Origin of the sequence: Microbacterium paraoxydans (assembly GCF_900105335.1) — a bacterium.
Taxonomy (GTDB): Bacteria; Actinomycetota; Actinomycetes; order Actinomycetales; family Microbacteriaceae; genus Microbacterium; species Microbacterium paraoxydans.
Map to the genome: position 1 here is coordinate 2,376,869 of NZ_LT629770.1, position 17,387 is coordinate 2,394,255.

A 17,387-nucleotide genomic window follows, 5' to 3' on the forward strand; every position below is an offset into this window, starting at 1 on the left:
CGGTGGAGGGCGTGAGTGGGATAGAGAAGAAGTCGCGATGACGTACGTGATCGCACTGCCATGCGTCGACCTCAAGGACAAGGCCTGCATCGACGAATGCCCGGTCGACTGCATCTATGAAGGGGAGCGGTCGCTCTACATCCACCCGGATGAGTGCGTGGACTGCGGAGCGTGCGAGCCGGTGTGCCCCGTCGAGGCGATCTACTACGAGGACGACCTCCCAGACGAGTGGCAGGACTACTACAAGGCCAACGTCGAGTTCTTCGACGAGATCGGCTCGCCCGGCGGCGCCGCCCGCACCGGACTCATCCGGCACGACCACCCCCTCATCGCCGCGCTCCCGCCGCAGGAGGTGCACGAGTGACCCCGCGCATCGCGATCGTCGGCGCGGGACCCGCAGGCATCTACGCCGCCGACCTCCTCCGGGCGCAGGTGCCGGAGGCGGCCATCGACCTGTACGAGAAGCTCCCCGCTCCGTACGGGCTCGTCCGCTACGGCGTCGCCCCCGACCACCCGCGCATCCGCAAGATCATCGATGCGCTGCACGACGTGCTCCTCCAGCCCGGCATCCGGCTGCGCGGCAACGTCGAGGTCGGCGTCGATGTGACGGTCGACGAGCTCCGCCGGGCGTACGACGGCGTCGTGATCGCGACCGGAGCCGACCGCGACGTGACGTTCGACGTGCCGGGAGCGGAGCTTCCCGGATCGTTCGGCGCCGCGGATTTCGTGGCCTGGTACGACGCGCACCCCGACGTCGCGCGGGGCTGGGGCCTGGAGGCGGAGTCCGTGGCCGTGATCGGCGCGGGCAACGTCGCCCTCGACGTCACGCGCATCCTCGCGAAGCACGCCGCGGCGCTGGAATCGACCGACACCCCCGATCACATCCTCGACGCGCTCGCCGCGAGCCGGGTCCGCGACGTGCACCTCTTCGCCCGTCGCGGTCCGGCCGATGTGCGCTTCTCCGCTCTGGAGCTGCGCGAGCTCGGGGAGCAGCACGGCGTGGAGGTGATCGTCGATCCCGCCGACCTCGAGCTCGACGACCACGCCGCCCGCATGCTGGAGCAGTTCTCGCAGCGCCGCATCATCGTGCGCACCCTCACGGAATGGGCGCAGCGTCCGTCCACCGAAGCCTCCCGGCGCATCCACCTGCACTTCCGGCATCGACCCGTCCGCGTCCTCGGCACGGACCGTGTGGAGGGCATCGAGTTCGAGCGCACGGCCTCCGATCCGCTCGGCCGCATGATCGGCACCGGCGAGCTCGTGCGGTACGAGGTCGGCGCCGTCTACCGGGCGATCGGCTACCTCTCCTCGCCCGTGCCCGGCGTGCCGTTCGACGCGGCGCGGGGCATCGTTCCGAACGCGGAGGGACGGGTGCTCGATGCCGACGGCACGCCCGTCCCCGGCCTCTATGCGACCGGCTGGATCAAGCGCGGGCCGATCGGGCTCATCGGCTCGACCAAGTCCGACGCCGCGCAGACCGTGCAGCATCTCGTGGAGGACCTCGCCGCGACGCCGTCCGCCCGCATCGACCGCGACCCGCCCCTGGACCTCCCCGGCGTGGTGGACTGGGAGGGTTGGCTGCGCATCGAGGAGGCCGAGCGCCGCGCCGGAGCCGTCCGCGGTCGGGAGCGCACGAAGCTCGTCGACCGCGCGGCCATGCGCGCCCACGCGACCCCCACCCCCATCCCTCTCGAGGAGAGCACCCGATGACCCCCGACCCGCACACCACCCCGCACCCCGCCGCTCCGGTGCCCACGCCGGTCGGGGAGGGACTCAAGGCGGCGTTCCGCACCCATCCCGCCGGTGTCGCCATCATCACGGCGCAGGGTCCGGACGGCCCCGTCGGCCTCACGGCGTCGAGCGTGTCGTCGGTCGCGGTCGACCCGGCGGCGATCGTGTTCTCGGTGACCAGGGCGACCGGAAGCGCCGGGGCCATCCTCGGCGCCGAGACCTTCGTCGTGCACCTCATCGACGACGAGCACTCCGCGCTCGCCCAGAGCTTCGCGGTGAGCGGTTCCGAGCGCTTCACGCCCGAGCAGGGCTGGACGACGCTGCCGACCGGCGAGCCGCACCTGGCCGAGGCCCGTGTGGCCCTGCGCTGCCGGGCGATCCAGACCGTGCCCGTCGGCTCGTCGACCGTGGTGATCGCCGAGGTGCTCGAGGTGCTCACCGGCCGCCCCGCCCGCCCGCTCGTCTACATCGACCGCCGATTCCACGCCCTGTCCCACGACACCGCCCTCTGACCCCGTCACGAAAGGAACCACCATGTCCACTCCGTACACGCTCCCCGAGCTGCCCTACGACTACTCGGCGCTGGAGCCGCACATCTCCGGCAAGATCATGGAGCTGCACCACTCCAAGCACCACCAGGCCTACGTGACCGGCGCGAACACGGCGCTGGAGCAGCTCGCGGCGGCCCGCGACAGCGGCGACCTCGGAGCCGTCAACAAGCTCGAGAAGGACCTCGCGTTCAACCTCGGCGGCCACATCAACCACTCCGTGTTCTGGCAGAACCTCTCGCCCGAGGGCGGCGGGGCTCCGGAGGGCGAGCTCTCGGCGGCCCTCGCGGACTCGTTCGGGTCGATCGACGGCTTCCGCGCGCACTTCACCGCGACGGCCCTCGGCGTGCAGGGCTCCGGCTGGGCCGTGCTCGCCTGGGACTCGGTGGGCGCACGCCCGGTGATCTTCCAGCTCTTCGACCAGCAGGGCAACGCGCCGCTCGGCGTCGTCCCGCTGCTGCAGCTCGACGTGTGGGAGCACGCCTACTACCTCGACTACCTCAACGTGCGGGCGGACTACGTCAAGGCGTTCTGGAACCTCGTGAACTGGCCCGACGTGCAGCGCCGCTTCGAGACGGCGCGCACCGCGACCGCGGGTCTCCTCGTCCCCTGATCCCACCCCACCCTCGCCGACCCGGCCCCTTGCGTGCGCCCCGGCCCGTTGCGATCGTCCGCAACGGGCCGGGGTGGCCGCAAGGGGCCGGGTCGCGTTCAGGCGAGGGTGAGGAAGAGCTTCTCCAGGTCGGGGAGCGGGACGGCGTCGTCCTGCGCGGGGTCCTCCAGGCAGGTCTTCATGGCGGAGGCGATGATCTGGAACCCGGCCTTGTCCAACGCGGAGGTCACGGCGGCCAGCTGCGTGACGACGGCCCGGCAGTCGCCGCCGCTCTCGACCGCGGCGATCACGGCGCCGAGCTGTCCCTGTGCGCGCTTGAGGCGGTTGGCGATCTTGCGCTGCGTGTCGGTGTCGACGGTGGTCATGGTCACTCCCTGAAGGCCGGCTGTGCGCTCCAATATACCCCCGGGGGTATAGTATCTGCATACCCACCGGGGTATCGAGTGAGGAGAGAACACATGTGTCGAGCAGTCCGTTGCCGTACCTGCGGGAAGACCACCTGGGCGGGGTGCGGCCAGCACGTCGATGCCGTCCGCCGCACCGTGCCGGCGTCGGACTGGTGCACGGGCCACCCGAAGGACGAGGCCAAGGGCGGTCTCCTGTCCCGGTTGTTCGGCCGATGAGCGCGCCGCTCCGCGTCGTCATCGTCGGTGGCGTCGCCGGCGGCATGTCGGCGGCGACCCGGCTCCGGCGGCTCGATGAGTCCGCGCAGATCGTCGTCTTCGAGCGCGGGCCCGAGGTCTCCTACGCCAACTGCGGCCTGCCCTACTACGTGGGCGGCGTGATCGAGGAGCGCGACGCCCTCCTGCTGCAGACCCCGGAGTCGCTGCACCGCCGCTTCCGGCTCGACGTCCGCGTCCGTCACGACGTCGTCGGCATCGACACCGCGCGCAAGACGGTCGAGGTCGTCGATCTCGACAGCTGCCACCGCAGCACCCACCCGTACGACCGCCTCGTGCTCGCCACCGGTGCCCGGCCCCGCGGCGACGAGCCGACCGGAGCCCTCCCCGCGCGGAGCCTGCGGACCGTGGCCGATGCCGATGCGATCGACGCAGCCCTCCGCCCCGGGCTGCCGGTGGTCGTGGTGGGCGGCGGATACACGGGGCTCGAAGCGGTGGAGAACCTCGTCGCCCGGGGCGCCGCGGTCACCCTGGTGCAACGCGGTGCCCAGCTGCTGGCCCCGCTGGATCCGGAGATGGCCGCCCCCCTCGCGGCCGAGGTCCGGCGCCGCGGGGTCGACGTGCGACTCGGCGTCGAGGTCGTGGCCACGGCCGCGGATTCCGTGACCCTGAGCGACGGTGCCACCCTCCCTGCGGAGTTCCTCGTCGATGCCTCCGGGGTCGTGCCCGAGGTCGGACTCGCCCGCGCCGCCGGGATCCGTCTCGGCGAGACCGGCGGGATCGCCGTCGACGAGGCCTGCCGCACCAGTGCGCCCGACGTCTTCGCGGTCGGCGACGGCGTCGAGAAGGCCGACCTCATCGGCGGCGGTGCGGCGCTCGTGACCATGGCCGGTCTCGCCAACCGCCACGGCCGCATGGTGGCCGACGTCATCGCGGGTCGGGAGGCATCGGCGCGCCCCGCCCTCGGCACCGGCATCGTACAGATGTTCGGCCTCGCCGCCGCCAAGACCGGATGGAGCGAGAAGCAGCTCCGTGCCGCGGGCCGCGGGTTCTTCGCCGTGCACGTGCACCCGGCATCGCACGCCGGCTACTACCCGGGCGCGGAGACCCTGTCGATGAAGCTCCTCGCCGACCCTGCCACCGACCGCATCCTCGGGGCGCAGATCGTGGGTCGTGACGGCGTGGACAAGCGGATCGACGTCATCGCGACGGCGCTGCAGGCGGGCGCCACCGCCTCCGGTCTCGCGCACCTGGAGCTCGCGTACGCTCCGCAGTTCGGCTCCGCGAAGGACGCCGTGAACATCCTCGGCTATGTGGCCGAGAACACCCGCAACGGCACCACGCCGACCGTCCAGTGGCACGAGCTCGACGACGCCCTGCAGGCGGGATCGACCCTCATCGACGTCCGCTCCGCGGCCGAGCATGCGAACGGCGCCATCCCCGGCGCGCGGAACATCCCGCTGGACGAGTTGCGCGACCGTCTCGACGAACTGCCGGACGGCCCCCTCGTGGTGCACTGCCAGGTCGGCCTGCGGGGGCACATCGCCACCCGGCTGCTGCGGCAGCACGGGCGCGAGGTGCGCAATCTCGACGGCGGCTACCGCACCTGGCGGGACGCGACCGTAGGCTCCTGAGCTCGACGCGTTCACAACTCAGGAGAACCGGCGCACCTACGCCCGTCAGGGCCGGAACCGCGGTCTCCGCGCGCCGTACTCCTGAGTTGTGAACGCCGCCCGGCTCAGACGAGCCGGGAGGTCGTGCCGCGGACGTTGAGCTCGTACGGAAGGGCGGCGGGCGGGCGCACGGCTTCCGGGTCGGTGAGCTTCGCGAGGACCGCATCGGCCGCCCGCTCGCCCTGCCCGAGCGGGAACTGGTCGACCGTGGTGAGGCGGAAGAACTCGCCGAGCTCATGGCCGTCGATGCCCACGATGGACAGGTCGCCCGGCACCGCGAAGCCGAGGTCGCGGGCGGCGAGGAGCGCCCCGATCGCCATCTCGTCCGAGGCGGCGAACACCGCGGTGGGACGCGGCCCCGGGCGCCCGAGGAGCTGCTTCGCGGCGCGGTAGCCGCCCTCGACCGTGAAGTCGGCCGGCTCCAGGAACGCGGGGTTCAGGGGGACGCCGGCCCTCGCCAGTGCCCTCTCGAAGCCGAGCCGGCGGTTCGTGGGGATGTGGAAGTCGATGTCGAACTCGGGATTCGCGCCGATGTGGGCGATCTCCGTGTGTCCGAGCCCGAGCAGGTGCTCCGTCGCGAGCTGGGCCACGGCGACGTCGTCGACCGTGAGGGTGTCGAGCTTCGGGTTCGGGCCCCCGATCGCGATCACGGGGAGCCCGAGGTCGAGGAGCTGCTGGGTCTCGTCCTCGTCCAGCTCGATGGACACGGCGATCACGGCGTCCACGCGCTGGCGGCGCAGGAACGTGTCGAAGACGTGGCGGCGCACGTCCTTGTCGGCGGTGATGTTGTAGAGCGTGATGTCGTAGCCGGCGCGCATGAGCGCGGCGGACACCCCGGACAGCACGGTGCTGAAGAACCAGCGGTCGAGGAACGGCACGACGACCCCGATGTTGCGCGTGCGCCCCGACGCCAGGCTCGAGGCGCGGGAGGACACGACGTACCCGAGGGAGGACGCGGCCGCCTGCACGCGCTCCCGCGCGGACTCCGACACGTGCCCGCGGCCGCTCAGCGCGCGGGAGACCGTCGCGGTGGAGACGCCGGCGAGCCGGGCGACCTCGTCGATGCTCGCCATCGTCTGTCCTTCGGATCGGAGACGCCCGTGACACGCCCCGGGTGGAGCGCGCCACGGGCGCAGCGGGTGTCAGGCCTTGGTGTACCAGACGGCGGTGTCGACGGGGACCTCGGGGCCGTCGAACGGCTGGCTGCGGAGCAGGACGACCGCGCCCTCCGGGAGGTCGAGCGGAGCCGTGCCGAGATTCGCCAGCACGTGCACCTCGCCGCGACGGAAGGCGACGGCATCGGGACCGGCGTCCTCCCACACCAGCGACCCGGTGCCGAATCGGAACTCGCGACGGCCGGCGAGCAGACGCTTGTACAGGGCCAGGGTCGACGCCGGGTCGACCTCCTCGACGTCCCGGGCGTAGGCCGCCCAGTCCGCGGGCTGCGGGAGCCACGAGAGGCCGGTGTCGTTGAAGCCGAAGGCGGGAGCCTCCGCCTCCCACGGCAGCGGCACGCGGCAGCCGTCACGGCCGTAGCGCTCGCCGTTCGTGCGGAACCACGTCGGGTCCTGGCGGTACTCGTCCGGGATCTCCATGGCCTCGGGCAGCCCGAGCTCCTCGCCCTGGTACAGGTAGGCCGATCCGGGGAGTGCGAGCATCAGCGTGGTGGCCGCGCGGGCGCGGGCGAGGCCGATGGCGGTGTCGGGCTTGTCCGGAGTGTTCGGGCCGATGCCCTCGCCCTGCGGGTTGTCGATCGTGAGGGCGAGGCGCGTGGCGTGCCGGACGACGTCGTGGTTGGACAGCACCCAGGTGCTGGGGGCGCCGACCGCGCCGAACGCGTCCAGCGACTCGCGGATCACGTCGCCGAGCGCCTTCGCGTCCCACGCCGTCATCAGGTAGGGGAAGTTGAAGGTCTGGTGCATCTCGTCCGGACGCACCCAGAGCGCGGTCTCCTTCAGCGTCGGCATCCAGGCTTCGCCGCACAGGGCGCGGTCGCCGTCGTACTCGGCGAGTACCTTGTGCCAGTCGCGGTAGATCTCGTGCACGCCGTCCTGACCCCAGTACGGCACGTTCGACTCGCCGCCGCCCATGGAGTCGGCGTCCGTCGGCGGCGTGTAGTCGGGCAGCCCCTCGGTCTTGATCATGCCGTGGGCCACGTCGACCCGGAAGCCGTCGACACCGCGGTCGAGCCAGAAGCGCAGGATCGAGCGGAACTCCTCCTGCACCTCCTCGTTGTTCCAGTCGAAGTCCGGCTGCGTCGCGTCGAAGATGTGCAGGTACCACTGGCCGGGGGTGCCGTCGGCCTCCGTGACGCGCTGCCACATGCCGCCGCCGAACACCGACTCCCAGTTGTTCGGAGGCAGCTCGCCGTTCTCGCCGCGGCCGTCGCGGAAGATGTAGCGCGCGCGCTCCGGGCTGCCAGGCGCTGCCTTGAGCGCCTCCTGGAACCAGGGGTGCTGGTCGGAGGAGTGGTTGGGGACGAGGTCGACGATCACCCGGATGCCGCGGGCGTGGGCGGATGCCAGCATCTCGTCGAAGTCGGCCAGCGTGCCGAACAACGGGTCGACGTCGCGGTAGTCGGCCACGTCGTAGCCGGCGTCGCGCTGCGGGCTCGTCATGAACGGGCTGAGCCAGATCGCGTCGACGCCGAGCTCCTGCAGGGCGTCGAGGCGGCTCGTGATGCCCGGCAGGTCGCCGATGCCGTCGCCCGACGCGTCCGCGAAGGAGCGGGGGTAGATCTGGTAGATGACGGCGCTGCGCCACCACTCGGAACCGGGGGCTGCGATCTGTTCGAGCTGTGCCATGCGATCAGGCTACTGCAAACGCTTACAGTCCCGCCACCACAGGTATCGAAACGGTTCGGAGCCCTCTCTCCCCCTCTCCGCCGACCCACCCCTTTCCGTCCGACCCACCCCCTTGCGGACGACCGGAACGGGCCGGGAGGAACGGAAGGGGGTGGGTCGACGGGGGACGAGGGTCAGGGCGTCGGCATGCCGCCGTTGACGTTCAGGGTCTCGCCGAGCACGTAGCTCGACTCCGGGGAGGCGAGGAAAACATAGGCAGGGGCGAGTTCGGCGGGCTGACCCATCCGGCCGAGCGGAGTGTCCTGGCCGAACTGCGCGATCTTCTCCTGCGGCTGCCCGTCGCTCGGCTGCAGCGGGGTCCAGATCGGTCCCGGAGCCACGGCGTTCACGCGGATGCCCTTCGGCGCGAGCTGCTGGGCGAGGCCCTTCGTGAACGCGTTGATGGTCGACTTCGTCGAGGCGTAGTCGACGAGGATGTCCGACGGCGAGTAGGCCTGGATCGACGTCGTGTTGATGATCGTCGACCCTGCGGGGAGGTGCGGCAGGGCGGCCTTCGTGATCCAGAACATCGCGTACACGTTGGTCTTGAACGTGTCGTCGAACTGCTCGTCGGTCACATCGGTGAGGGATTCCTGGAAAACCTGCTTGCCGCCGTTGTTGACGAGGATGTCGAGTCCGCCGAGTGCCGCGACGGCCTCGGCCACCAGGGTGCGGCAGTACTCCGGGTCGCGCAGGTCGCCGGGGATCGTGGCGACGGTCGCTCCCGCCTCGCGGAGGATGCCGGCGATGCGGCTCGCGTCCTCCTCCTCTTCCGGGAGGTAGGAGATCGCGACATCGGCGCCCTCGCGGGCGAACGCGATCGCGGTGGCCGCGCCGATGCCCGAGTCGCCGCCGGTGATGAGTGCCTTGCGCCCGGTCAGCCGTCCGGTGCCGCGGTACGACTCCTCGCCGAGGTCGGCCTTCGGAGTGAGGTCGGCGTCGAGACCGGGCTCGCGCATGTGCTGCTTCTGCGGCTGGATGTCGGCGTAGAGCTCGACCGGGTTGGTGAAGGTGTACTGGTCGCGGGACATGGGGTGTCCTTTCCGGGAGGTCGGGGACGGGATGACCATCGTGCGCGCCGTGCTCCGGGTGCGGCAAACGCCTTGCACGCATCCGGTCGCTTTGGTACACGCGCATGTGGCCGAAAGACACTTCCCCTGGTGCCTCTTGTCATGACAGGGTGACGAGCATCCCCCGTGTCGCTCGCGGCATGTCCCCCGGGGGTCCTGCCGTCGAGAGGTCGTGATGTCCGCTTCCGCCCGCCGATCCGCGCCCTGGGCGGTCGTGGCCGCGCTCGTCGTCGGCGCCGTGCTCGTCGGCGCCGCCCCCGCCGTGTCCGACGCGTTCGGTGCCCGCGCGCAGCCCCCGGCCGACCCGGTGAACGACCCCGCGGCTTCGGTCGCGCTCGCGTACGAGTTCCTCGACGCGCGGGTCGACGAGTTCTGCGACGGCGAGGGCCGCTGCCTGCCGCGCAGCTACGAGGGCGGGTTCTTCACCACGCCGTCGTGGGACTTCACCCCCTCCTTCGTGTACGACGACGCCCTCGTCGTGATCGCCTACACGGCCCGCGGCCTGCCGGAGGACCTGCGCCGCGCGCGGGCCGTCGCGGACACCCTCCTCTTCGTGCAGGAGAACGACCCCGTCGGCGACGGCCGCGTCCGCACCTCGTACGAGCCGCACGGCATCCGTCAGGGCCGGATGGAGATCACCGGGCCCGGCACCTTCACCGGCAATCAGGCCTGGGTGGGCATGGCGCTCGCCCGCCTCTTCCACGCCACGGGGGAGGCACGGTATCTCGACGGCGCGGTGCGCATCGCGGAGTGGATCCAGGACAACACCGCCGACATGACGCGGGCACCCTACGGTTACACCGGCGGGCAGACCGATGCCGGGGTGCCGCTGGAGTGGAAATCCACCGAGCACAACAGCGACATCGCGGGGTTCTTCACGCAGCTCGCCCAGCTCACGGACGACGGGGTGTGGGCGGAGCGCGCGGCGGTGGCGGCCGGATTCGTCGCGGCGATGCAGAGCGCCGATGGGCACGTGGACACCGGGACGCTGCTCGACGGCAGCACGATCAACACCCGTCCCATCCCGCTCGACGCGCAGACGTGGAGCCTGCTCGGCACCGGGGACGCCCGATACGGCTCGGCCGTGGACTGGACGCTCGCGCACCTCGTGGCCCAGGACGGACCGTACCGGGGCCCGTCGATCAGTGACGTGGACGTGTCGAAGGTCTGGTTCGAGGGCAGCGGGCACCTCGCCCTCGCGCTGCAGGAGCGAGGAGCCGCCGGCGACCAAGAGCGCGCGGAGGAGCTGCTGGCCGACATCCGGCTGGTGCAGCGCGACGCACCCAACGGCGACGGCAAGGGCATCGTGGCGACCTCGACGGACGGACTCGACTCCGGGTTCGGCGACCTCTACTACGCGAGCCTGCACACCGGCACGACGGCCTGGTACCTGCTCGCGGCCGTCGGCGACAACCCGTTCCGTCTCCCCTGACCTCGCCTGTCGACCCGGCCCCTTACGGTCGCCCCGGCCCGTTCCGCCCGCCCACAACGGGGTGGGAGGCGCGCAGAGGGGTGGGTCGAGGGAGGTGTCAGGCGGCGACGCGGGCGACGGCGGCGATCGCGCTCGTGAAGAAGTCGAGGCCGTCCACGCCGCTGCGCATCGCGACAGCGGTGTCCGGACCGAATCCGGGCTCCGTGGCGTGCTCGGGGTGCGGCATGAGCCCCACGACGTTGCCCGCCTCATTCGTCAGCCCCGCGATGTCGCGCAGCGAGCCGTTCGGGTTCACGCCGGCGTAGCGGAACGCCACGAGACCCTCGCCCTCGATGCGGTCGAGCGTCTGCTCGTCGGCGATGTAGCCGCCGTCCGCGTTCTTCAGCGGGATCACGATCTCCTGGCCGGTGCGGAAGGCGTTGGTCCAGGCGGTGTCGGAGTTCTCGACCGTGAGCTTCTGGTCGCGGCGCACGAAGTGCTGGTGGTTGTTGCGGATCAGTCCGCCGGGCAGCAGGTGCGCCTCGACGAGCATCTGGAAGCCGTTGCAGATGCCGAGGACGGGCATGCCCTTCGCGGCGGCGTCCTTGACCTCGTTCATGATGGGCGAGAGGGCCGCGATGGCTCCGGCGCGGAGGTAGTCGCCGTAGCTGAACCCGCCGGGGAGGACGAGGGCGTCGACGCCCTCGAGGTCGTGCGAGCCGTGCCACAGGGCGACCGGCTCGGCTCCCGCGATGCGGACGGCGCGCTGCGCGTCGACGTCGTCCAGCGAGCCGGGGAAGGTGACGACGCCGATGCGGACGGTCACTCCGCCACCTCGACGCCCACGACGTCCTCGATCACGGCGTTCGACAGGACCTCGTCGGCGATGCGGCGGGCCTCGGCGAGGACCTCGTCGGTGACCTCGCCCTCGACCGTGAGCTCGAAGCGCTTGCCGATGCGGACGTCGGTGAAGCCCTCGACGCCCAAGCGGGCGAAGGCGCCGGAGACGGCCTTCCCCTGCGGGTCGAGCAGTTCGGGTTTGGGCATGACGTCGACGACGATGGTGGGCATGACGGCTCCAAGAGTCGCGGGCGGACGGGCGGGTTCAGTCTACCGCTCGTCGATGCTCCGCTGAGACCCCGGGCACTCGCCCACACCCCGTCCTGCGCGCGCCGCTATCCCGGGGTGTCGGCGAGAAACCGGGGTCTCGGGTCAGGAGTGGAAGACGGTGTGGAGGTCGCCGACCGTGTCGCGGCCGCCGAGGCCGTCGATCTCGAAGAGCACCGAGATGCCGGCGACGTGGCTGCCGAGACGCTCCACGAGCTGCCGACCGGCGGCCAGGGTGCCCCCGGTGGCGAGCACGTCGTCGATGAGGAGGACGCGGGAGCCCGCGGGCAGGTCGTCGTGCATCTCGATGGTCGCCGTGCCGTACTCGAGAGCGTAGTCGACGGAGGCGGCGGGGCGGGGGAGCTTGCCGGCCTTGCGGATCGGGATCAGCCCAACGCCCGCGGCGATGGCGGCGGCCCCGGCGAGAATGAAGCCCCGCGCCTCGATGCCGGCCACCACGTCGAACTGCCCCGCGAAGGGCTCGATGATCGCCTCGGTCGTCACGCGGAGGGCCTCGGCGTCGGCGAGGAGCGGCGTGATGTCGCGGAAGATGATGCCGGGCTCCGGGTAGTCCGGGATGCTGCGGATCAGGGATTCGGCGCGGGCGAGGGCAGGGGAGAGCGTGGCTTCGGGCACCGGACAAGGGTACGCCGGTTCACAACTCCGGAGAATTCGCGGGCTCCGGGCCGGCGGCGCTCGAGCAGCGGCGTCGGATCCCAGTTCTCCTGAGTTGTGAACGGGGACCGGCGGCCATCCCGCACCCTTGACATCGTGGGAGCGCTCCCATAGAGTTCACGACAACCTTGTGGGAGCGCTCCCACAAGCCCCCACGCACCACCACCCGCACGAACCCACAAAGGAGTGAACCGTGAACTCACGTGCCCGCACCCGGATCCTGGCGACAGCCGCCGTGGCATCCGTCTCCGCTCTCGCCCTCGCCGGCTGCTCCGGCAGCACCGGCGGCGACGGCGACTCCGGCGCCAGCGCCGACGAGAAGGTCACACTGACCGTCACCACCTTCGGAACCTTCGGCTACGACGACCTCTACAAGGAGTACGAGAAGGCGCACCCGAACGTGACGATCGAGGCGACCAACATCGACACCGGTGGCAACGCCCGCACCGATGCCTTCACCAAGATCGCCGCCGGCTCCGGACTCAGCGACATCGTCGCGATCGAGGAGGGCTGGCTCGGCGCCATCATGGACGTCTCGGACACCTTCGTCGACCTGCGCGACTACGGCATCGAGGACCGCAAGGACGACTGGGTCGACTGGAAGTACGGCCAGGCGACCGACGCCGAGGGCCGCGTCATCGGCTACGGCACCGACATCGGCCCGAGCGGCATCTGCTACAACGGCGCCGCGTTCGAGGCCGCCGGCCTGCCCAGCGACCGCGAGTCGGTCGCCGAGCTGCTGAACGGCGACTGGGAGAACTACTTCCAGGTCGGCGCCGACTACACGGCCAAGACCGGCAAGGCCTGGTACGACCACTCCGGCTTCGTCTGGAACGCCATGGTCAACCAGCTCGACGAGGGCTACTACACCGCCGACGGCGAGCTGAACGTCGAGGGCAACGACGAGCTCCAGGAGCGCTTCGAGCTCCTCGGCGCCGCGACCGAGGGCGGCCAGTCCGCGGCGCAGACCGCGTGGGACTGGAACGGCGGCAAGTCGTTCGTCGACGGCACCTTCGCCACCTTCGTCTGCCCCGGCTGGATGCTCGGCGTCGTGCAGGGCCAGGTCGAGGCCGGTGGCGGCGACGCGTCGACCGGCTGGGACTTCGCCGACGTCTTCCCCGGCGGCGCGGCCAACTGGGGCGGCGCGTTCCTCTCGATCCCGGAGTCGTCGGAGCACAAGGAGGCCGCGGCCGAGCTCGCCGACTGGCTGACGCAGCCCGAGCAGCAGGTGAAGCAGTCCGCCGCCGCGGGCAACTTCCCGTCGACCATCAAGGCGCAGGAGTCCCTCGCCGAGGAGGCCACGCCCAACGAGTTCTTCAACGACGCGCCGACCGGTGCCATCCTCGCCGAGCGTGCCAAGGGCGTCGTCGCACAGTTCAAGGGTGCCGATGACTCGGTGATCCAGGAGAACGTCTTCGGGCCGGCGCTGAGCGCGCTCGACCGCGGCGAGACCGACACGCAGGGCGCCTGGGACCAGGCGATCGGCCTCCTGAACGACCTCGTCGGCTGATCATCTCGCTTCGACAGGCTCAGCGCCCCAGAGGGGATGCTCAGCGCCCCGAGTGGGTGGCTGAGCCTGTCGAAGCCCGGCAAAGGACACGCCCATGACCCTCACCGCCCCGCCGGCGGAGCCGCAGGCCGCCGCCCCCGCAGCGGCGGATGCTCCGCCGCGACGCTCCTGGCGCACCCGCGTCTCCCGTTTCGACCACCGCGCCTCGCCGTACTTCTACATCTCCCCGTTCTTCCTCCTCTTCGGGCTCATCGGCCTCTTCCCGCTGCTGTACACGGTGTGGGTCGCGGTCCACGAGTGGGACCTGTTGAAGGGCGAGGGACCGTTCGTCGGCTTCGGCAACTTCGCGGCGATCCTCGGCGACGGCATGTTCTGGAACTCCATCCGGAACACGCTGAGCATCTTCCTGCTCTCCGCCATCCCGCAGCTCGCCGTCGCCCTGGTGATCGCGTACCTGCTGGACCGCGGGCTGCGGACGCCGACGTTCTGGCGGATGAGCGTCCTCATCCCGTTCGTGGTCACCCCGGTCGCCGTGGCGATCATCTTCTCCAGCATCTTCAACGAGGCGGACGGGCTGGCCAACAACCTCCTCAACCTCGTCGGCATCGCCGATCAGCAGTGGAAGCACGACACGGTCCTGTCGCACATCGCGATCGCGGTCATGGTGAACTTCCGCTGGACCGGCTACAACGCCCTCATCCTCCTCGCCGCGATGCAGGCCGTGCCGCGCGACCTCTACGAATCGGCCGCACTCGACGGTGCCGGGGCGGTGCGGCGGTTCTTCGCCATCACGATCCCCACCATCCGCCCCACGCTGATCTTCGTCATCATCACGGCGACCATCGGCGGTCTGCAGATCTTCGCCGAGCCGCGGCTGTTCGACGTCTCCACCGCGGGCGGCATCGGCGGCAGCGATCGGCAGTTCCAGACCACCGTGCTGTTCCTCTGGGAACTGGCGTTCTTCCGCCGGAACCTCGGGGAGGCCTCGGCCGTCGCGATCCTGCTCTTCCTGCTGATCGTCGCGATCGGCCTCATCAACTTCCTGATCTCCCGGCGCATCGCCACCGGAGACGCCCCGAAGAACCGCGCGGCCCGACGCCGCATCCGCCCGACTGGGAAGGAGGAGGCGCGATGACCGCCACCCAGGCCCTCAGCGTGCCGGAGCGCATCCGCCGCCGGCGCGGCACCGCGAGCGGGAGCGCCGGCCTCGGCAGCCGCCCGGGCTTCCTCACCTACGGGCTCCTCGCGGCCTTCGTCATCGGCGGCGCCTACCCGCTGTGGTGGTCGTTCGTCGTCGCGAGCGGGACCAACGCGACCCGCGGCGAGACCCTGCCCCTCATCCCCGGCGGCAACTTCCTCGCGAACGCGGCGAAAGTGTTCGACGCGATCCCGTTCTGGCTCGCCCTGGGCAACTCGTTCCTCATCTCGACGATCATCACGATCTCCGTCGTCACGTTCTCGACCCTCGCCGGCTACGCGTTCGCGAAGCTCCGCTTCCGCGGGCGCGACGGCCTCATGGTGTTCGTGATCGCGACCATGGCCATCCCCACGCAGCTCGGCATCATCCCGCTGTTCATGCTGATGCGCGAACTCGGCTGGACGGGGACGATCGGTGCGGTGATCGTGCCGACCCTCGTCACGGCCTTCGGGGTGTTCTTCATGCGGCAGTACCTCGTGGACGTGATCCCGGACGAGCTCATCGAGGCTGCCAGGGTCGACGGCGCGAACCAGTTCCGCACCTTCCTCACCGTCGGGGTGCCCGCGGCGCGGCCGGCCATGGCGATCCTCGGACTGTTCACGTTCATGACCGCCTGGACCGACTACCTCTGGCCCCTGATCGTGCTCTCCCCCCAGAACCCGACGCTGCAGACGGCGCTCAGCCAGCTGCAGTCCGGCTATTACATCGACTACTCGATCGTGCTCACCGGCGCGGTGCTTGCGACCCTTCCGCTCCTCGTGCTCTTCGTGATCGCGGGGCGGCAGCTGGTCAGTGGCATCATGGCGGGCGCGGTGAAAGGATGACCCCTATGACGCGTGCCTTCCCCTCGGACTTCCTCTTCGGCGCGGCGACCGCGGCCTACCAGATCGAGGGCGCCGCCTTCGAGGACGGGCGGACGGCCTCCATCTGGGACGCCTTCTGCCGAGTGCCGGGGGCCGTGGTCGGCGGCGACGACGGGGATGTGGCGTGCGACCACTACCACCGGTATCCGCAGGACGTCGCGCTGATGAAGCAGCTCGGGCTCCAGACGTACCGCTTCTCCACCTCGTGGTCGCGGGTGCGCCCGGACGGTGGCGCGGTCAACCGGGCGGGGGTCGACTTCTACAGCCGCCTCGTCGACGAGCTCCTCGCGGCCGACATCCTGCCCTGGCTCACGCTGTACCACTGGGACATGCCGCAGGCCCTGCAGGAGGTCGGCGGCTGGACGAACCGCGACGCCGTCGACCGCTTCCTGGAGTACGCGGGCACCATGCACGACGCCCTCGGCGACCGCGTGAACGTGTGGACGACGCTGAACGAGCCGTGGTGCTCGTCCTTCCTCTCCTACACCGGGGGCGAGCACGCGCCAGGGCACACGAGCGTCGCCGAGGGGCTGCTGGCCTCGCACCACCTGCTCCTCGCGCACGGCGCGACGGTGCGCGAGCTCCGCGGCCGCGACGCCTCCCTCAACCTCGGCATCACGCTGAACCACACGGTGGCCGATCCCGCCGACCCGCAGAACCCCGCGGACGTGGACGCCGCCCGGCGGCTGGACGGCCAGTTCAACCGGTGGTTCCTCGACCCCATCTACCGCGGCGCCTACCCCGCCGACACCGCGGAGGACATCCGTGCAGTGGACCCCGAGGCCGTGGCGCGGTTCGAGGCGGCGGTGCACGAGGGCGACCTCGACACCATCGCCCAGCCCATCGACACGCAGGGCGTGAACTACTACCACGGCGACCTCGTGTCCGGCACGGGGCCCGAGGACGCGGCGGTGTCCAGCGGCCCGGAGACGGCGCACGTGACGCGCAGCCCGTACCCCTCGCACGAGGGCATCCATGCCGTCGAGCGCGGACTACCGCGGACCGCCCAGGGCTGGGAGGTCCAGCCGGAGGGACTCACGCGACTGCTGCAGCGGCTCTGGACCGAGTACGCCGAGCCCGCGGGCGTGGTGCTCTCGGTGACGGAGAACGGCGCGGCCTACGACGACACCGTCGTGGTGGAGGACGGGGAGACGCGGGTGCCCGATGCCGACCGCACCGCGTTCCTGCGCGCGCACCTCGACGCCGTGCTCGACGCCAGGGACAGTGGCGTGGACGTCCGCGGCTACTTCTACTGGTCCCTCTTCGACAACTTCGAGTGGGCCTGGGGCTACGACAAGCGCTTCGGGATCGTCCGCGTGGACTACGACACCCAGGAGCGGACGGTCAAGGACTCCGGCCGCGAGTACGCCCGGATCATCGCCGCCCGGTCCCTCTGACCCGTTCGAATCGCCCGATTGGCCCCATCTGCGGCCGAAATGGGACCAATCGGGCGATTCGAAGCGGGGGTTTTCACGGCCTGGCTCCGGGTGGATGAGAATGGGGCGATGGAAGAGAGCAAGCGATG

18 protein-coding genes are annotated in these 17,387 nt (G+C 70.9%); 11 read left to right on the forward strand and 7 right to left on the reverse strand.

Going from position 1 to position 17,387, the window contains the following annotated elements; genetic code table 11:
* The first annotated feature begins 37 nt into the window (after window positions 1-37).
* Genes fdxA through BLU02_RS11780 form a run of 4 tightly spaced genes read left to right on the forward strand, consistent with a single transcriptional unit; the run spans window position 38 to window position 2,892 of the window.
* Window positions 38-364, forward strand: a complete 327-nt coding sequence (gene fdxA, locus BLU02_RS11765; RefSeq protein WP_025103996.1) for a ferredoxin — start codon at window positions 38-40, stop codon at window positions 362-364.
* Window positions 361-1,710 (forward strand): FAD-dependent oxidoreductase, encoded by a 1,350-nt coding sequence (locus BLU02_RS11770; RefSeq protein ID WP_060923578.1) that lies wholly within the window; start codon window positions 361-363, stop codon window positions 1,708-1,710. Before fdxA ends, BLU02_RS11770 begins: the two co-directional genes overlap by 4 nt.
* On the forward strand, window positions 1,707-2,243 hold the full coding sequence (locus BLU02_RS11775) for a flavin reductase family protein (RefSeq protein ID WP_174521465.1): 537 nt from the start codon (window positions 1,707-1,709) through the stop codon (window positions 2,241-2,243). Before BLU02_RS11770 ends, BLU02_RS11775 begins: the two co-directional genes overlap by 4 nt.
* A 22-nt stretch (window positions 2,244-2,265) precedes the next feature.
* A complete protein-coding gene (locus BLU02_RS11780) occupies window positions 2,266-2,892 on the forward strand; it encodes a superoxide dismutase (protein WP_060923577.1) in 627 nt (208 codons plus the stop codon).
* 98 nt (window positions 2,893-2,990) lie between these two features.
* On the opposite strand, the gene BLU02_RS11785 is transcribed toward BLU02_RS11780, so the two are convergent.
* The gene (locus BLU02_RS11785) at window positions 2,991-3,257 is read right to left on the reverse strand and encodes a metal-sensitive transcriptional regulator (protein ID WP_025103992.1); all 267 of its coding nucleotides are present in this window, start codon (window positions 3,255-3,257) and stop codon (window positions 2,991-2,993) included.
* A gap of 93 nt (window positions 3,258-3,350) precedes the next feature.
* Here BLU02_RS11785 and BLU02_RS17615 point away from each other — a divergent pair, with 93 nt between their 5' ends.
* Window positions 3,351-3,515, forward strand: coding sequence for a DUF8730 family Cys-rich protein (locus BLU02_RS17615; protein WP_167627850.1), 165 nt, complete (start codon window positions 3,351-3,353; stop codon window positions 3,513-3,515).
* A complete protein-coding gene (locus BLU02_RS11790; RefSeq protein ID WP_083370988.1) occupies window positions 3,512-5,146 on the forward strand; it encodes an FAD-dependent oxidoreductase in 1,635 nt (544 codons plus the stop codon). The genes BLU02_RS17615 and BLU02_RS11790 overlap by 4 nt, the downstream gene beginning before the upstream one ends.
* 104 nt (window positions 5,147-5,250) lie before the next feature.
* Here the strand turns inward: BLU02_RS11790 and BLU02_RS11795 are convergent, their stop codons facing one another.
* The 3 genes from BLU02_RS11795 to BLU02_RS11805 all read right to left on the reverse strand — a co-directional run bounded on the left by BLU02_RS11795 (window position 5,251) and on the right by BLU02_RS11805 (window position 9,059).
* Window positions 5,251-6,258: a LacI family DNA-binding transcriptional regulator gene (locus BLU02_RS11795; protein WP_060923501.1), complete on the reverse strand. Its 1,008-nt coding sequence runs from the start codon at window positions 6,256-6,258 to the stop codon at window positions 5,251-5,253.
* Between the two features lie 69 nt (window positions 6,259-6,327).
* Window positions 6,328-7,989 (reverse strand): glycoside hydrolase family 13 protein, encoded by a 1,662-nt coding sequence (locus tag BLU02_RS11800; RefSeq protein ID WP_060923500.1) that lies wholly within the window; start codon window positions 7,987-7,989, stop codon window positions 6,328-6,330.
* Window positions 7,990-8,162: 173 nt separating this feature from the next.
* Complete coding sequence (locus tag BLU02_RS11805) at window positions 8,163-9,059, reverse strand: SDR family oxidoreductase (protein WP_060923499.1); 897 nt, start codon at window positions 9,057-9,059, stop codon at window positions 8,163-8,165.
* 214 nt (window positions 9,060-9,273) lie between these two features.
* Between BLU02_RS11805 and BLU02_RS11810 the strand changes: the two genes are divergently transcribed.
* On the forward strand, window positions 9,274-10,530 hold the full coding sequence (locus BLU02_RS11810; RefSeq protein ID WP_083370989.1) for a YyaL domain-containing protein: 1,257 nt from the start codon (window positions 9,274-9,276) through the stop codon (window positions 10,528-10,530).
* A 97-nt stretch (window positions 10,531-10,627) separates the two neighbouring features.
* Here BLU02_RS11810 and purQ read toward each other — a convergent pair whose 3' ends face one another.
* The 3 genes from purQ to BLU02_RS11825 form a co-directional block, all read right to left on the reverse strand.
* Entirely contained in the window at window positions 10,628-11,335 is a 708-nt protein-coding gene (gene purQ, locus BLU02_RS11815) for a phosphoribosylformylglycinamidine synthase subunit PurQ (protein WP_060922862.1), read from the reverse strand.
* Complete coding sequence (purS, locus tag BLU02_RS11820; RefSeq protein ID WP_025103985.1) at window positions 11,332-11,580, reverse strand: phosphoribosylformylglycinamidine synthase subunit PurS; 249 nt, start codon at window positions 11,578-11,580, stop codon at window positions 11,332-11,334. Before purS ends, purQ begins: the two co-directional genes overlap by 4 nt.
* A gap of 141 nt (window positions 11,581-11,721) precedes the next feature.
* Complete coding sequence (locus BLU02_RS11825; protein ID WP_060922863.1) at window positions 11,722-12,252, reverse strand: adenine phosphoribosyltransferase; 531 nt, start codon at window positions 12,250-12,252, stop codon at window positions 11,722-11,724.
* 232 nt (window positions 12,253-12,484) lie between these two features.
* On the opposite strand from BLU02_RS11825, the gene BLU02_RS11830 reads away from it, so the two are divergent.
* The 4 genes from BLU02_RS11830 to BLU02_RS11845 all read left to right on the forward strand — a co-directional run bounded on the left by BLU02_RS11830 (window position 12,485) and on the right by BLU02_RS11845 (window position 17,259).
* Entirely contained in the window at window positions 12,485-13,801 is a 1,317-nt protein-coding gene (locus tag BLU02_RS11830) for an ABC transporter substrate-binding protein (RefSeq protein WP_060922864.1), read from the forward strand.
* A gap of 94 nt (window positions 13,802-13,895) precedes the next feature.
* A complete protein-coding gene (locus tag BLU02_RS11835) occupies window positions 13,896-14,936 on the forward strand; it encodes a carbohydrate ABC transporter permease (RefSeq protein ID WP_025103982.1) in 1,041 nt (346 codons plus the stop codon).
* Complete coding sequence (locus BLU02_RS11840; RefSeq protein ID WP_025103981.1) at window positions 14,933-15,823, forward strand: carbohydrate ABC transporter permease; 891 nt, start codon at window positions 14,933-14,935, stop codon at window positions 15,821-15,823. Before BLU02_RS11835 ends, BLU02_RS11840 begins: the two co-directional genes overlap by 4 nt.
* Before the next feature lie 5 nt (window positions 15,824-15,828).
* Window positions 15,829-17,259, forward strand: coding sequence for a GH1 family beta-glucosidase (locus tag BLU02_RS11845; protein WP_174521447.1), 1,431 nt, complete (start codon window positions 15,829-15,831; stop codon window positions 17,257-17,259).
* The last annotated feature ends 128 nt before the right edge of the window (window positions 17,260-17,387 follow it).

Bases quoted from the DNA above. Each gene is read 5' to 3' on its own strand.
- BLU02_RS11845 (WP_174521447.1), top strand. From the start codon at position 15,829: ATGACGCGTGCCTTCCCCTCGGACTTCCTCTTCGGCGCGGCGACCGCG.
- BLU02_RS11840 (WP_025103981.1), top strand. From the start codon at position 14,933: ATGACCGCCACCCAGGCCCTCAGCGTGCCGGAGCGCATCCGCCGCCGG.
- BLU02_RS11780 (WP_060923577.1), top strand. From the start codon at position 2,266: ATGTCCACTCCGTACACGCTCCCCGAGCTGCCCTACGACTACTCGGCG.
- BLU02_RS11805 (WP_060923499.1), bottom strand. From the start codon at position 9,059: ATGTCCCGCGACCAGTACACCTTCACCAACCCGGTCGAGCTCTACGCC.
- BLU02_RS11790 (WP_083370988.1), top strand. From the start codon at position 3,512: ATGAGCGCGCCGCTCCGCGTCGTCATCGTCGGTGGCGTCGCCGGCGGC.
- BLU02_RS11835 (WP_025103982.1), top strand. From the start codon at position 13,896: ATGACCCTCACCGCCCCGCCGGCGGAGCCGCAGGCCGCCGCCCCCGCA.
- fdxA (WP_025103996.1), top strand. From the start codon at position 38: ATGACGTACGTGATCGCACTGCCATGCGTCGACCTCAAGGACAAGGCC.
- BLU02_RS11800 (WP_060923500.1), bottom strand. From the start codon at position 7,989: ATGGCACAGCTCGAACAGATCGCAGCCCCCGGTTCCGAGTGGTGGCGC.
- BLU02_RS11785 (WP_025103992.1), bottom strand. From the start codon at position 3,257: ATGACCACCGTCGACACCGACACGCAGCGCAAGATCGCCAACCGCCTC.
- BLU02_RS17615 (WP_167627850.1), top strand. From the start codon at position 3,351: ATGTGTCGAGCAGTCCGTTGCCGTACCTGCGGGAAGACCACCTGGGCG.
- BLU02_RS11810 (WP_083370989.1), top strand. From the start codon at position 9,274: ATGTCCGCTTCCGCCCGCCGATCCGCGCCCTGGGCGGTCGTGGCCGCG.
- BLU02_RS11795 (WP_060923501.1), bottom strand. From the start codon at position 6,258: ATGGCGAGCATCGACGAGGTCGCCCGGCTCGCCGGCGTCTCCACCGCG.
- purS (WP_025103985.1), bottom strand. From the start codon at position 11,580: ATGCCCACCATCGTCGTCGACGTCATGCCCAAACCCGAACTGCTCGAC.
- BLU02_RS11775 (WP_174521465.1), top strand. From the start codon at position 1,707: ATGACCCCCGACCCGCACACCACCCCGCACCCCGCCGCTCCGGTGCCC.